This window comes from Agarivorans gilvus (assembly GCF_001420915.1).
Lineage (GTDB): Bacteria > Pseudomonadota > Gammaproteobacteria > Enterobacterales > Celerinatantimonadaceae > Agarivorans > Agarivorans gilvus.
Window position 1 is genome coordinate 2,496,123 of the sequence record NZ_CP013021.1, and the last position, 13,683, is coordinate 2,509,805.

General features: G+C 44.8%; 16 protein-coding genes and 3 pseudogenes. All 19 read right to left on the reverse strand.

Features of this window, described 5'->3' with window-relative positions; genetic code table 11:
* Positions 1 to 7 precede the first annotated feature (7 nt).
* The 19 genes and pseudogenes from AR383_RS22665 to AR383_RS11705 all read right to left on the reverse strand — a co-directional run bounded on the left by AR383_RS22665 (position 8) and on the right by AR383_RS11705 (position 13,678).
* Positions 8 to 181, reverse strand: a complete 174-nt coding sequence (locus AR383_RS22665; RefSeq protein ID WP_083481586.1) for a polymorphic toxin type 15 domain-containing protein — start codon at positions 179 to 181, stop codon at positions 8 to 10.
* Between the two features lie 183 nt (positions 182 to 364).
* Positions 365 to 607 (reverse strand): Imm74 family immunity protein, encoded by a 243-nt coding sequence (locus tag AR383_RS11640; RefSeq protein ID WP_055733294.1) that lies wholly within the window; start codon positions 605 to 607, stop codon positions 365 to 367.
* Positions 607 to 831 carry a hypothetical protein gene (locus tag AR383_RS21290; protein WP_157051720.1) on the reverse strand — a complete coding sequence of 75 codons (225 nt, stop codon included), beginning with the start codon at positions 829 to 831 and terminating at the stop codon, positions 607 to 609. The genes AR383_RS11640 and AR383_RS21290 overlap by 1 nt, the downstream gene beginning before the upstream one ends.
* 181 nt (positions 832 to 1,012) lie before the next feature.
* Positions 1,013 to 1,306: a hypothetical protein gene (locus AR383_RS11645; protein WP_055733295.1), complete on the reverse strand. Its 294-nt coding sequence runs from the start codon at positions 1,304 to 1,306 to the stop codon at positions 1,013 to 1,015.
* Positions 1,307 to 1,586: 280 nt separating this feature from the next.
* A complete protein-coding gene (locus AR383_RS21545) occupies positions 1,587 to 1,727 on the reverse strand; it encodes a hypothetical protein (protein WP_157051721.1) in 141 nt (46 codons plus the stop codon).
* A gap of 9 nt (positions 1,728 to 1,736) precedes the next feature.
* Complete coding sequence (locus AR383_RS11655; protein WP_055733297.1) at positions 1,737 to 2,033, reverse strand: hypothetical protein; 297 nt, start codon at positions 2,031 to 2,033, stop codon at positions 1,737 to 1,739.
* Positions 2,034 to 2,244: 211 nt separating this feature from the next.
* A complete protein-coding gene (locus AR383_RS11660; RefSeq protein ID WP_055732661.1) occupies positions 2,245 to 3,162 on the reverse strand; it encodes an IS5 family transposase in 918 nt (305 codons plus the stop codon).
* 65 nt (positions 3,163 to 3,227) lie between these two features.
* On the reverse strand, positions 3,228 to 4,700 hold the full coding sequence (locus AR383_RS11665; RefSeq protein ID WP_055733298.1) for an RHS repeat domain-containing protein: 1,473 nt from the start codon (positions 4,698 to 4,700) through the stop codon (positions 3,228 to 3,230).
* Between the two features lie 103 nt (positions 4,701 to 4,803).
* Positions 4,804 to 4,963 (reverse strand): annotated as a pseudogene (locus tag AR383_RS22055) (IS3 family transposase); the annotation flags it as partial.
* A gap of 99 nt (positions 4,964 to 5,062) precedes the next feature.
* Positions 5,063 to 5,551 carry a hypothetical protein gene (locus AR383_RS11670; protein WP_055733292.1) on the reverse strand — a complete coding sequence of 163 codons (489 nt, stop codon included), beginning with the start codon at positions 5,549 to 5,551 and terminating at the stop codon, positions 5,063 to 5,065.
* Positions 5,544 to 6,281, reverse strand: coding sequence for a DUF5675 family protein (locus tag AR383_RS22060; protein ID WP_232304731.1), 738 nt, complete (start codon positions 6,279 to 6,281; stop codon positions 5,544 to 5,546). Before AR383_RS22060 ends, AR383_RS11670 begins: the two co-directional genes overlap by 8 nt.
* Positions 6,282 to 6,291: 10 nt before the next feature.
* Positions 6,292 to 6,936: a GAD-like domain-containing protein gene (locus tag AR383_RS11680; RefSeq protein WP_055733299.1), complete on the reverse strand. Its 645-nt coding sequence runs from the start codon at positions 6,934 to 6,936 to the stop codon at positions 6,292 to 6,294.
* Positions 6,937 to 6,943: 7 nt separating this feature from the next.
* Positions 6,944 to 7,450 carry a polymorphic toxin type 15 domain-containing protein gene (locus AR383_RS11685; RefSeq protein WP_157051723.1) on the reverse strand — a complete coding sequence of 169 codons (507 nt, stop codon included), beginning with the start codon at positions 7,448 to 7,450 and terminating at the stop codon, positions 6,944 to 6,946.
* 113 nt (positions 7,451 to 7,563) lie between these two features.
* Positions 7,564 to 8,052 carry a hypothetical protein gene (locus AR383_RS22065; protein WP_229711277.1) on the reverse strand — a complete coding sequence of 163 codons (489 nt, stop codon included), beginning with the start codon at positions 8,050 to 8,052 and terminating at the stop codon, positions 7,564 to 7,566.
* Between the two features lie 42 nt (positions 8,053 to 8,094).
* Positions 8,095 to 8,301 (reverse strand): annotated as a pseudogene (locus AR383_RS22460) (RHS repeat-associated core domain-containing protein); the annotation flags it as partial.
* A gap of 21 nt (positions 8,302 to 8,322) precedes the next feature.
* Positions 8,323 to 8,577 (reverse strand): RHS domain-containing protein, encoded by a 255-nt coding sequence (locus AR383_RS22075; RefSeq protein WP_055733302.1) that lies wholly within the window; start codon positions 8,575 to 8,577, stop codon positions 8,323 to 8,325.
* Positions 8,578 to 8,662: 85 nt separating this feature from the next.
* Positions 8,663 to 8,849, reverse strand: a pseudogene (locus tag AR383_RS22080) (transposase); the annotation flags it as partial.
* Between the two features lie 193 nt (positions 8,850 to 9,042).
* A complete protein-coding gene (locus AR383_RS11700; RefSeq protein ID WP_055733303.1) occupies positions 9,043 to 9,315 on the reverse strand; it encodes an immunity protein Tsi6 family protein in 273 nt (90 codons plus the stop codon).
* Positions 9,316 to 9,328: 13 nt separating this feature from the next.
* Entirely contained in the window at positions 9,329 to 13,678 is a 4,350-nt protein-coding gene (locus AR383_RS11705) for a polymorphic toxin type 46 domain-containing protein (RefSeq protein WP_055733304.1), read from the reverse strand.
* Between the last annotated feature and the right edge of the window lie 5 nt (positions 13,679 to 13,683).

Here is a 13,683-nt window from a genome sequence, read left to right on the forward strand (position 1 = left end):
ATTCTCCCTACTTGCATCGCGATAAGGCTACATTCATTGAGGTGCTACTTCTTTCATTTGCGGGAACGTTATTGGCTGCCGCATCGAGCTTGTCGATACGATGCCGCCATTGGGAACCAATTGAAGAATTCACGCCTCTATCACCAAGAACTTCCACCATATCTTTGCCGCCAGCGATCATATCCAAGGAAGTGTCTGAAAATAAGGAATGCCTCCATCATCCATTAGAAGACAAGCAAGGAGGCTTAAACCATCACTATTAACAACTTCAGATTTGAAGTTTGGAAAAATAGCGCTTTCAGCTTCGACAGCTCTAGAATTACACAAACCATTAATGGCACCGTCTAATATCAACTATCTGGAACTACTCAACTTCTAAGGTATGCCCGCCTTTAGCAAAGTCTTGTCGAATATCTTCGATAACTTCATTAATCTCTTCCGTGGTTAGTTTCACCGATTCATTCGGAGAGTCCCATGCCTTGATCTCTCTTTCAAATATGGCAAAACCCATTTTGTCATTTGGGGGAAAGAACATTTCCCCTGGCACTGTTACGACCCGCCCTCGGATTTCAACCTTTATGTGGCTTCTTGATACGTCCAAAATCATTATTTACCCCTTACAAATATTTCTGTTTCAATCTTAGTAACTGGATCAATGGTAACAATTCGGTCAACGTTGGGATGATTCATAAGTGCAGGTAGCTCTGCAGTTTCCCAAACATTGCCTTGTCGAAGATTTTGACCAATTACCGCTCGCACCGTACCTTTAGCACCAGTTGCGTCAGGGTGAGATCGTGAACGTTTTTTGAACGACAGGCGTTCAATTAACACGCTACATTCGCGTGCAAAATGTGCAAGCTAACAGCACAAATTTGGAAAATCGACTATTAGAAGCCTAATGTTCGCAAAGTGAGCATTCACGCTCTCACCCTGTTAGTTATCCACGGGGGTCCACTATCCGGTAAAAACTTCATAATCTTGCCCTTAATGCCATCGAACTTGTTTGGAAAATTTAATGATTAAATATTCCATAATTACTAACGTGATAATAAATTCTTTCTAACACGTCATCTAAGGTTTCGCCTTCTAACTGCCTATCTTCAATAACCCTAAAATCCATCAATAAATGCTGTTTTACATTTTTCATACCTTTAGGATCTTTAGACTTAAGGATATTTTTCACCTTTTGGACTGACTTATAACTTTGCTTCGTATCTTCTCCAAGTTGATCGAGAGTGAAAATTAGCTCATCGACCATATTCAATAGCTGAAAAATCAAATCATCGTCATTCGTTAAATGTGCCATTATTAATTATCTCTTGTCATTTGGCCTGGAAATGCAGCCTTGAACTCATCGAAGGTATAAACAATTCCTGTTTTCCCATCTCTTACAAATTTCACCCAATCAGTTGACCAGTTTCTAGGTAAAAGAACCTGATCAGCGCCGCCTCGAAACTTTGGAGTCAAACTGTTCGGAGGTTGCTGTCCTACAGATCCGATATTCAATTTATGACCTTCAGGAATAACTAACTCAGCTTCGAATCGACTGTTACTCCATGCAGGATAAATAGCTGTTTCTTGTATAGCTATGGAGTCTCTTCTGGCACATAAAGCTCAAGCTTTTCACCATTCCAATAGAGATAGGTATCTATTCCCGCGTCCGTTGGAAAAACAATTACCTGCTCAACTTTATTGACCGCTTCACCAGCAAACATACTGCTTGGCACAACAGACCATCACATTGATTCCTTGTAGTATTGCTCGACTTCAAACACTGCGTCTAAAAACTCGTCATCTTCCGTCCACTCACCAATGCTCTTAACTAACCCCAAACCTGTGCCTTCTGGAACTTCACCATTAGATATCCTAGGTAGCTTTCCTGAAGACGCTAGGTTGCTATAGTTTTGAAGCCTCTTAATAGTCGCGTCTACACGCTCTACAGTCGCACCTTTAACTTTCAAGCTCCTAGCAATTAAGATTGCTGACTCGATAAGATCTATAAAATTTTGATTCGTTTGATCAGTAGTACTCATTATTTCAACCTTTTGGATTCGATAATCCAGCTCGTATCGAACTCTTTAAATCGATACTGAATCGCATTGCCTTTAAACAATTCACCCGTTTCGCTTAACTGAGGTGACGCATGTCCTTTATAAGCAGTAACATTCGTTCCTTTCGGAATTTTAATGGCCTTGTTGATCAATTCAGAGCCAAGAATGCAGTAACCCCAAGGCGCTTTCCTCTTTATTCAGCTAGCTGACGAGCAGGCATACCTAGCCTGCTCATTTTGTTCAACGCGCACACTCCGGCCATGATTTCGCCGACTTGGGCGTTGTAACAACGTAGACTCAACTTGTCGCTAAGCAGTTGTTTGAAACGATACATCGCCGTCTCCGATAGTGAACGAAGATGGTAAGCATTGTCCCGTTTCCAGTTTTCCAACTCACCTTGCTTCAAGGCTTTTACTACAACGTTCCGTGGGTGATCCGCTTCCCACATACCTGCATTCTTGCGTGGAGGGATTAGTGCAACAGCCTTCTTACGTTGTACTTCTTGATAGCTCTGCCGTGTGTCATAGGCACCATCAGCGCTTACTGCTTTCACTTTGCGCCGCAGCGGTCTCAACAAGGTGGGTAACACTTCACTATCGTGAACCCAGTCCATCGAGACCTCAGCACTCACTATCTGATGGCTCTGGGCATCTACTGCCATATGCAGTTTTCGCCAGACTCGACGCTTTTCAGCGCCGTGTTTACGCACCTTCCACTCTCCTTCGCCAAACACCTTAAGACCTGTAGCATCGATAACGAGGTGAGCCACTTGACCTTGGCTAGGTAGGCGATAGTTGACTTCAACAGTCTTTGCTCGCTTGCTTATACAACTGTAATCGGGAGATTTTAAGTCGACCTTGAGCAGGCGAAACAATGAGTTGATGAAGCCTTCAAGAGCGCGCAGTGGTAACTTGAATACGCCTTTAATCATCAGCGCAGTTGCGATAGCGGTGTCACTGTAAGTTTGGCTGCGCCCTCGACGACCACTACGCTCAGTGTTATTCCATAGTTCTATGGCTTTCTCATCCATCCAGAAGGTCAATGAGCCGCGTTGCTTCAGTGCACTGTTGTACAGCTTCCAGTTGGTGATGTTGCCTTTCGCTTTACCCATGTTTGGTGACCCGACAGATATAGATACAGATCAGATCCGCGACTGCTGAGTTAGTTCAATCTGATTTAGGAAACAACGCCAATTTTAATTACTGATACTGTATCTCTAACTCCCCAATCATGAGGTAATGCCAAACCTTGATGGACATCATCAATCGTAGACATAGCATTAGCTTGATCTGTCGTAGTCCACCATTTTGCAGAACGACCTTCACCTAACGGCGTATCCGCATGATATGAAACCAGAACAAGATCATTGTCCAAAGGACCATCAATTAACACGTAACCCGACTTGAAGTTCAAAAGATCTCGTTCAAAGCCTTTTGAATAATCGACCCGTGTTGCTATATCAACCTTGGCTAAAACACTTGCCATCAACTCGCTAGGTCTGCCCTGCGCTCTCCACTCCTCAATACTACCATCACCACCATTAGCCAACCACGTACGATGTCCCAGCTCATCTTGCTGAGCTTGTTGCTGAATAAAACCAGCTACATCATCTGAACCCGCGCCAACTTCAGCCGAATAAAACAACAGTGCCCATGGGGCTTTGGGTATCAATGAGGCCAGTAAAGACCGTTCCGCAACAGCATAAACCGCTTGGTTAGCGGCTTGCCGCGCAGCGTATTGTCCTAACACTTGCGAGCCTGATGAGGCTAGTGGCTGAGCAGCCGGTGCCAATAGAGGGAGCCCAGCAACCAAAGGGGCACCATCTTCTTTACACAAACCCAATGGGTCTACCCAGTTAGTGGGGCTTGGGGTGTATTGGTAAAGGTTGATGCCACCAAGTAGCTCTATCGGGTCTTGCTGGATGTAGCGCCCTTGCTGCGGGCAGTAATAACGATGAAAGTTATAGTGTAAACCACTCTCTTCATCATGATACTGACCTTGAAAACGCAGCGGGTTGTCTATTTGGTTAACGCTTAGTTTTTCTAGCGCACCATAGGCTTGGTAGTGGGCTTGCCATACGATGTTGCCTTGCTCATCACTTAAACGAATAGGCGTACCGATGTGGTCTAGGTGATAGTGGTAAACCTGCCCTTGTTTAATCATCGCCAGTGGTCGATGGCTATTAGGTTCGTATAGATACCAGGTAAATTGGCCTTGGTAATGCTCACCTATAAGTTGATTACCTTCCCACAGGTAATCGGTTTGCCCTTTAGCAGTAAGTTTGCTGCTGCGGCGGCCCAGTGCATCGTAGTGATAGACCGTGTTGTTGCTGCCTTGACTGAGTCTAACCAGTTGGTTTAGACCATTAAATACCCGTTGCTGACGGACCTTGCGTTGGCTGGCCAGCACTTGATTGCCGTAGCGGTCGTAACGATAGCTTCGCTCATCAAGGCTTAACAGTTTATCGCCAACTAGCTCGCCTTGTTTGGGGTTAGCAAAGCTATCTAAGTCGAATTTTTGGTTAGCGCAACTATGGCTAGTGGCTTTGCTTAGTTGGTTAAGTTTATCGTAACTATAGGTATTGTCGCCCAGTTCACTATCACTTACCCCGAGTAACTGATCGCCCGCGTCAAAACGGTAATGGCTCACAACAGTGACGACATTCAATATCACCCATGAGCATTAATTGCATCCCACACAGGTATTTGGATATCGCTGGCAATAACTTTCGTATTCAGAATTTGAAACTCAAGACCTTGAATAAGATAGCCATGCGCTTCAAAGAGAAGTGATGCTGGCGCTTAAATATTAACTGAAAGCGGCTCACTTTTGATTCTTCGCGAAGTAGGTAGCCGCCTTTTTAGAATGGTGAGGTCCTCTGCTTGCTCTGCGAGTTGGCGTTTGGATTTTGATGTCATTGTTCACCTCGTTAAACGATTTTACTCGCTTAGCGTGGTGTCCAAAACTACCAGAGCGGATCACAACACTTGCCTGAATGAATCTTTCCGTGATTAATCGATTACCCTAACACTCAGTAATTTAAGTTTGTTAGCTAATTGATCGGCAAAAGGCTTTAGTGAATGCGCCTCGTTAATCATCTCCATCGACTGAATAAGCTCTAATCGAGTTTCTTCTAACGCTTCTTCTTCGCCACCACTAAAATCAGTCAACAACGAGCTTTGTAGCTCTTCGAGCCACTTTTGATACTCTTCAGGATACTGACTCAATATCGAAAGCATAATGTTAGGTTGCTTAATCAGTAAACTGGCGATCAACGGGGATACTTCTCCCGCGGTTGCACCGTCACGCTTTAACCAAATCAACCCTAATGTATTCGCTATAGGTACAATCGTTTTAAAATTGCTGGATTTTATATCTTGCTTAAGTTCAAAGTAATTTCTATTTAACCAATTTAAGTTAATATCATTGACAGTAGTTGTGGCGAACACCTGTAATGAAGTAACTAAAAGTACCAGTGCCATTAGACTTTTTTTAGTCATTATTTAGGTCCTCTGAATTAATAATCTCAACTGATGTATCACTGGCTGCAGCAATATACTCAAAAATTTCTTTAGTGGCAGTTCGGCTATTTCCAACATGATACTCACCATTACTAGACTTACCGCTAGTTTTTCCGGGCATCAAGCAACCTAAGGTATCCTGATGATAGTTTCCCGCGTGTATCAAAATGTTTGTTCTACCCGGCACATTAAGTAACTGATAAACATTCTTATATTTCGGAGAGCTATAAGGTTTTAACTTATAGGTACCAGTACTTATTCGATGATCTGACCCTTCTTGCTGAGAATCTGGACCTCCGGGCTCTAGCACGTACCAACTTTTCGCTACTCCATCTATTTTTAAAGAACCCAATGTTGACTTAGTTCCTTGCTTAAGCCGTTTAACCTTTATTTTCAAGTTAGCTTTAGCAGTATGAACAGCTAGCTTCTCATTGAACTTACGATGACTTCGCCCATTCACGTCAATTTTCCCGTCGGGACGAACCATACCCACCACTTTTTTTTGAAATACTTTAATCGCCGCAACGGTTTTAGAATTTTCCGGCTTTGAGCCTAGTTTTCCATCTTCTGCTAACTTTTTAGTCGGGGGAATTAAACCTAGCAATTGATTTAAAGCAGCTTGCACTGCTTTTATGTCTTTAGGTGTATTTACGCCCCCTAAACCTACCGATTGGGCGATTTGTAACTTAGCTATTGTACTTCCTTTCACTGTTCACTAATTAAATATCATTTACATCAAGCATCACTTTCTTTTCTGATAGGCCAGCAAGAATCACAAGGTGCTCGACAGCGGACACTTTTTGCAAATTTTCTAATTTAGCTTGCCCACCTAAAGCGAGAGCGGGAACAAAACCGTACATAGTGTCATGCCCTAATTCACCTAGAACCTCTAATGCCTTATCAAACATTGGCTCTTCGTTATCATCTTCTATATCAAATTCATCCTTAGATGAGGATGAAAAAAACAACTGAAGCTCTAAATCTTCTTTATCTCTTTCGTATGAGTTCGTAAAGCTAGGAAAAATCTGCCCATAAATAGGAGTTATTGATAGAGAGTGCCCTGTATTTTCGCCCCAGAAAAGCAATTCTCCAAACGCACTTCTAGCGATCACATGGTAAGCATCTTTTTCCATAAATTCTGTTTTACCAATCCAAGCTTCTAGTGCAGGTTCCCACTCTTCTGGGTTAACAGTCCAAAAGAGTCCTTTGGCATAACTACACCAACCATATCTCTGCCAATATTCCAGAAGTTTATCGGGCAATTTCCCTTTAAATTTTTTTATCGTTTCTATTGGTACATGTTGTGACTTTTCGGCTGGACCAAATTCTTCAAAGTCATAAAAATTACTAAAATATTTATCCATTCATCACCTATTTACAGCGAGATAACGCAACATTCATACTCGTTGCCCCTCTTTCGTTAACGGGAACCGCTTCAGCTGCGTTGTCAAGTTTATCTATCCGATGTCGCCACTGCGAACCTATGGAAGAATTCACGCCCCTGTCACCAAGAACTTCCACCATATCTTTGCCGCCAGCGATCATATCAGGGTTATGTAAAGCTGCTAGCGTAGCCATTTCTGTTGAAGTTTTATTTTCAGCATAAGCTTTGGCCGCCTCACCCATTAAACCAATTTTTTGAGCTTGCTTTTTGTACTCTCGAATTAGCTTGATTTTAAGCTTTTTCCTAGCCGTCCTCTGCGCTTTCCCATCACCACGGCCGATATCCTTATACTTTGCCCTACCATCCAGATATTCTTGAACAGTCATATCGTTAAGGCCATCTTGCTGGCCTTGTAACTGCCGATCAAACTCTGGAAATTTATCTGAGGTGATGGCGTCTCCGGCCTTGAAACAATCTACTTCGAACTTATCCATCAAAGTGGGTCGCCCCTGTGAACGCCACTCACCAATGTCACCGTTGCCACCATTAGCCAACCAAGCACGATACCCAAGCTCATCTTGCTGAGCTTGTTGCTGAATAAAACCAGCTACATCATCTGAACCCGCTTTCCTACCATTAATTGGTGAGCATTATACTCACCCGCTGCCGCTTTTTGGTGATTGAGTGAACTAAACTCATTTGCAAATGACTCTGGTGAGCGGCTATCGGCTGGCCGATGAGCGATGTCTCTTGGTCGTCTAGCCTTTCTTGTTTTACTTGTTATTTTCGCAGCATCACCACCAGTATCAACGGCTTTAGCCGCTTTGCGCAACTTAGCGGCCTTACCGCCGGGTACGACATCTAAAGCACTGATCGGCATCACTGCCGCTAAACTCGCATAAGCAAGGCCAGTCGCTACTCTACCAAAGCTACCCTCAGGATATTGAGCGCCATGTTCAACGGCAACATCTAGTGCGTCATCTAATGCTTCATTTAGAGCATCTATTTCTAGCGCATCTAAGCCATCAAGTATTGCCTGCCCTGCTTTCGCTAAAGGACTTTCGCCGGGAGCGTAGCGCTTACTGGGTTGTCGCACCCGGCCAACTCTTTTGCCATCCTCTTTACACAAACCCAAAGGGTCTACCCAGTTAGTCGGGCTTGGCGTGTATTGGTAGAGGTTTAAGCCACCGAGTAGTTCAATCGGGTCTTGCTGGATGTAGCGCCCTTGCTGTGGGCAGTAGTAACGGTGATGGTTATAATGCAGACCGCTTTCATCATCAAAGTATTGGCCTTGAAAACGCAGCGGGTTGTCTATTTGCTTAACGCTTAGTTGCTCTATTGCGCCGTAGGCCTGATAGTGGGCTTGCTATACGATGTTACCTTGCTCATCACTTAAACGAATTGGCGTGCCAATATGGTCTAAATGGTAGTGGTAAACCTGCCCTTGTTTAATCATGACCAGTGGGCGGTGACTATTAGGCTCGTACACATACCAGGTAAATTGCCCTTGGGCCGTGATTTTACGGCTACTGCGGCCTTCTTCCCACGCGCGTTGTAGCGATATTCGGTCACAGCCCCTGCTCCGGGCTGTGCTCTGCCACCAGGCGTCCGCCCTCATCATAGTCCCAGCGCCACTGCCTGCTGCGCTTTTCAGTCAGCTTGCCGTTATAATTCGGTTGGGTGTCTCGTTAGGCAGTATAGGCTCAAACATCGATGGCGAACAACTGAGTTAACAGAAGAATACGCTGCTCTACCCACTCTATGCGATGCACATAGCTATGCCCGGAGTGAGGGGCTTTGCCACAAAGAAACCCACGCCGAACACAGCGGGAGACACAGTGGATAGTGCGGTGTATCTTGGAGACTGACCTGTGATTGACGTGAACGCGGCACAAACAAGCACCCTGTATATTTGGATATGAATATAAGCATTGTTGCTTATGCCTACTTTTACCAATTAGGGTGGGTGTCTAGGTTATCTTCTTAACAGTTCGCTAAAATAACTTTCATCACGGCTGTTAATCTTGGATGTCCTCTTCAGGGCGTATTGTTAGGCATTATGGCTGTGCTTTTTCGCTTACTAACATTAGTATTTTAGCCTGCCAGCTATCTCATTTGCATCAACAAGCAGCTCTGCAAAAAACCTATCCGTTTCACTAAATTCCCTAACAGCATAAACACCAAGGATAATCTTAGATAGTCTACTTTTATCAATCTCAGAACCGTCCAAAAGAGATCTCAAGTAGAGTAATTGCTGTTCTATAGAATTCAAGAGCTCATAACTAGGGCATTTGGCTATACGCTCTCTACATTCAGAAAGCGCTTCATCAATAACTTCTATGTCTTTTTGTACACTCATTTTCATACCTATCTTACTGCAACTTGAACGGATTTTTCTCAATCGTAAATAACTGAGTCCCTCCACCACATGCTTTATATGGCTGAGTACTCACAGACCAATCATCAATAATATCTCTGGCTGTAGATCTCAAGACTCGCACATCTTGATTAACACGATATTGTCCTTGAACTTTATCAATCAACTGACCCGTATCACGATGAATAGCTTGAGGGTTAATACCTAACTGACCAGGTAAAGTTGATTGGTTAGGTGTATAATAATTTCCTTGCGGAGCACCAGGAATCTGCCATTGAAAGACGTCTTCTCCAACGTTTAAAGTATCTACATAAACCGGCTTAGTAAAATCAATTCCATCTACGTGAGAGTCTACCCATTTACCTTCCCAACCTTGTTCCAAATAAAACTGCCTAGCTGTTTCTTTTCGTGTATATATCGAGAAATTTTCTGTTGGGCGAGCATTTCTACTTGCTTCAATATTGGCCAGTACTCGCTCACGTACAGATGAGACAAAACCGTCTGGGAGTTTACCATCTTTCAGTTCATCACTCAGCTCAAATTCGTCTGCTAAGCCAGCTTCCTTAGTAACATTCACCACCAACTCAGAGGGCTTACCACGAGACTTCCACTCCTCAATACTACCATCACCACCATTAGCCAACCACGTACGATGTCCCAGCTCATCTTGCTGAGCTTGTTGCTGAATAAAACCAGCAACATCATCTGAGCCCGCGCCAACTTCAGCTGAATAAAACAACAGTGCCCAAGGAGCTTTGGGTATCAATGAGGCCAGTAAAGACCGTTCCGCAACAGCATAAACCGCTTGGTTAGCGGCTTGCCGCGTAGCGTATTGTCCTAATACTTGCGAGCCTGTTGAGGCTAGTGGCTGAGCAGCCGGTGCCAATAGAGGGAGCCCGGCAAGTAAATGGGCACCATCTTCTTTACACAAACCCAGTGGGTCTACCCAGTTAGTGGGGCTTGAGGTGTATTGGTAAAGGTTGATGCCACCAAGTAGCTCTATCGGGTCTTGCTGAATATAGCGCCCTTGCTGCGGGCAGTAGTAACGGTGATGGTTATAATGCAGGCCGCTTTCATCATCAAAGTATTGGCCTTGAAAACGCAGCGGGTTGTCTATTTGGTTAACGCTTAGTTTTTCTAGCGCACCATAGGCTTGGTAGTGGGCTTGCCATACGATGTTGCCTTGCTCATCACTTAAACGAATAGGCGTACCGATGTGGTCTAGGTGATAGTGGTAAACCTGCCCTTGTTTAATCATCGCCAGTGGTCGATGGCTATTAGGTTCGTATAGATACCAGGTAAATTGGCCTTGGTAATGCTCACCTATAAGTTGATTACCTTCCCACAGGTAATCGGTTTGCCCTTTAGCAGTAAGTTTGCTGCTGCGGCGGCCCAGTGCATCGTAGTGATAGACCGTGTTGTTGCTGCCTTGACTGAGTCTAACCAGTTGGTTTAAGCCATTAAATACCCGTTGCTGACGGAGCTTGCGTTGACTGGCCAGCACCTGATTGCCGTAGCGGTCGTAACGATAGCTTCGCTCATCAAGGCTTAACAGTTTATCGCCAACTAGCTCGCCTTGTTTGGGGTTAGCAAAACTATCTAAGTCGAATTTTTGGTTAGCGCAACTATGGCTAGTGGCTTTGCTGAGTTGGTTAAGTTTATCGTAACTATAGGTATTGTCGCCCAGTTCACTGTCACTTACCCCGAGTAACTGATCGCCCGCATCAAAACGGTAATGACGCTCAATGTTGCGGGCAGCTTGTGAACTTTTCTGCAATTGCCAGTGCTGGCTTTGCAAGCGACCTTGTGTATCGTAATGAGAGTGCTGCTGATGGCGCGCACTTAACTCGCGCCTTGCTTCTTGACCCGCTTTATTAAAGTGGCGACTAAGCACTATTGTTTGATTCACATATAGATCAATTAAGCGGCCTTGCTCGTCGTAGTGATAGCTAAGCTCATTTCCATCGGCTAACTGTGTATGACTACGCAGGCCTTGAGCATTTAGTGTATGGCAGGTTTGCCATTCATCTTGCCAATGCTCTTGCAGCTGACCGTTGGCAAAATAGCTAAAACGTAATTTGCGAGCGGTATTATTGGCTTGGCTTAATTTACCGCGTTGGTTATAAGCAAAATCATTGATGAGGGTAATACCATTGACAGAACTGCGCTGCTCAATAATTTGCCCCATCAGATTATGTTTTAACTGAATTAAGCGTTCACTATTTTCCACTAGCTGAGTCAGCTGCCCACTTAAGTTATATTGATAGTGCTGCTCGCGCCCGTCAAAGCCTGTGGTTTTACTGATCCGCTCGCAGCTATCATATTCCAAGAGATAGCGCTGGCCATCGCTACGGGTAATACTAGTAAGGTTACGTTCGTTGTCGTAGCCAAATGCCAACCACGAGCCATCGGGGTTAATTTGCTTGCTTGGCTGTGATAGGCCTTGGTATTCATATCGAGTACAACGACCGAGTGAGTCTATTAGCTCAGTCATTCGACCCGCTTCATCATAGCCATAGTGAATAAGTTGGCTTTGCTCAGGTGTATCTTGATGATAAGCCAAGTGTTTTACTACGTTGCCGAATAGGTCACGCTGGTATTGGCTTACCCAACCTTCACCATCTACTTCGCCATTACATTCACCCAAATCATTGTAGCTATAGCGGGTAAGGGCTTCGCCCTCTTGCTTGGCACTGAGTAAACCTTGCTCGTTCCACCAAAACTGTTGATTAGCTTGGTTACTGGCCGTTTTACTTACTAAACGGCTTTGCGCGTCGTAGCGGTATTCGGTGACAACGCCTTGCACATCGGTTTCAGAGGTTAACAAACCCAAGCTATTATATGCACGCTTCAACGAGGAGCCGTCGGCATAGTCAACCCGCGTAACAAAACCCAAACGGTTATAACTATAACGGGTAAGATTTTGATTTGGCGCTAACTCAGCGTCTAACTGGCCGTGCGCATTATAATGGTAACGAGTAGTCGCGCCATTTGGCTCTGTTTGGCTAATTTTGCGCTGCAGCTCATCATACTGATAGTGCCAAACAGCGCCGTCCGGTGCGGTTTTCTGGAGAATTTGCCCCTGGCAGTTGTGCAAATAAGTCCAGCAATGGCCAAAACTATCAAAGCTGCGGCTAAGGCCGTTCTCTAAGTCATACTCAAATCGATAATGATAATGCTCGTTATCACCCCACTGCTCTATGCAACGAGCATGTTGGTCACTGCCATCCCAAGAAAAATAATGAGAAAATCCTGAGGCGCGGGTACGTTGGGTTAACAAACCTTGCTGATAACGATATTGCTCTTGCTGGCCCAATCGGTTGCTGGCGCTAATTAAATGTCCGTATTCATCATAGCTATAGCTTGCATAGCTTTGAGCGTTCGCGGCTTTAGAGCTAAGAACTTCAACCAATCTGCCAGCTAAGTCATAACGTAAAAAGAATTGCTGGCTATGGTTTATCGCAATCTGAGTAAGGCGCGGCGCAACCGAATAACTAAGTCGATAATGAGTATCGACACCATCACTTATTTTACTTAATAGCCACTGCTCTTGTTGCTTAGAAAACTGCAAAGTTTTACCCGCGGCACTGCTGATAACAATCTGCTCAGCTTGGTGATATAACACCATCCCCGATTTAACTTGGCTAGTTTTTGCACCCACTGCCACATAAGGAAAATGCTGCTGATGGCCTAGAGCATCGGTAAATCGCCAACCCGCTTGTTCACCTTGCAGCTCTTCTAAACTAAAGTGAAAGTTGCTGCGCCAACCTAAACCTAAACCCACATCTTGGTGCGACAAGCTGGAACGATAAGTACGCTGCCACAGCAAGGCGCGATGACCTTGCAGGCATACATCGTCGAGCTGCAACACTTCTTCACCACTGCTCATTACAATGGGATCGCCACAGGTTTGGGTGTCGGGATGATCAAGCGCTTGAATAAACGGGTCATTACTCGTTTTATTCTTGCCTTGCTGTTGGGTCTTCGAGCGCCCTCCTGGAGCTTTGGGTTCATTTGGGACGGATGAACTCCAAGAGGGCCTCGAAGTCGGAGAATGTTGAGGGATAACTTTTTCAGCTTGACGCTGAAACCACACCTCACCATTCGTTAACGCGGTAATTAATTTCTGATGGGGATCGCCAGCCGGCACGGTAGCCACCAAACGGTATAAACGGTGCAAACCTTTACCATTGCTATCAGCCGCACCGGCAAAGTTAGCTAGAAATGCCGCAGCTTTTTCAGCATTGGCAAACGCAGGCTGATTGCCCAGATTTCGTTTGCCGCTAAAAAAGTCATAAGCATAGCCGTCAATTCCTGTGACTACTTCTTTTTGGGTTCCATCCATACTAC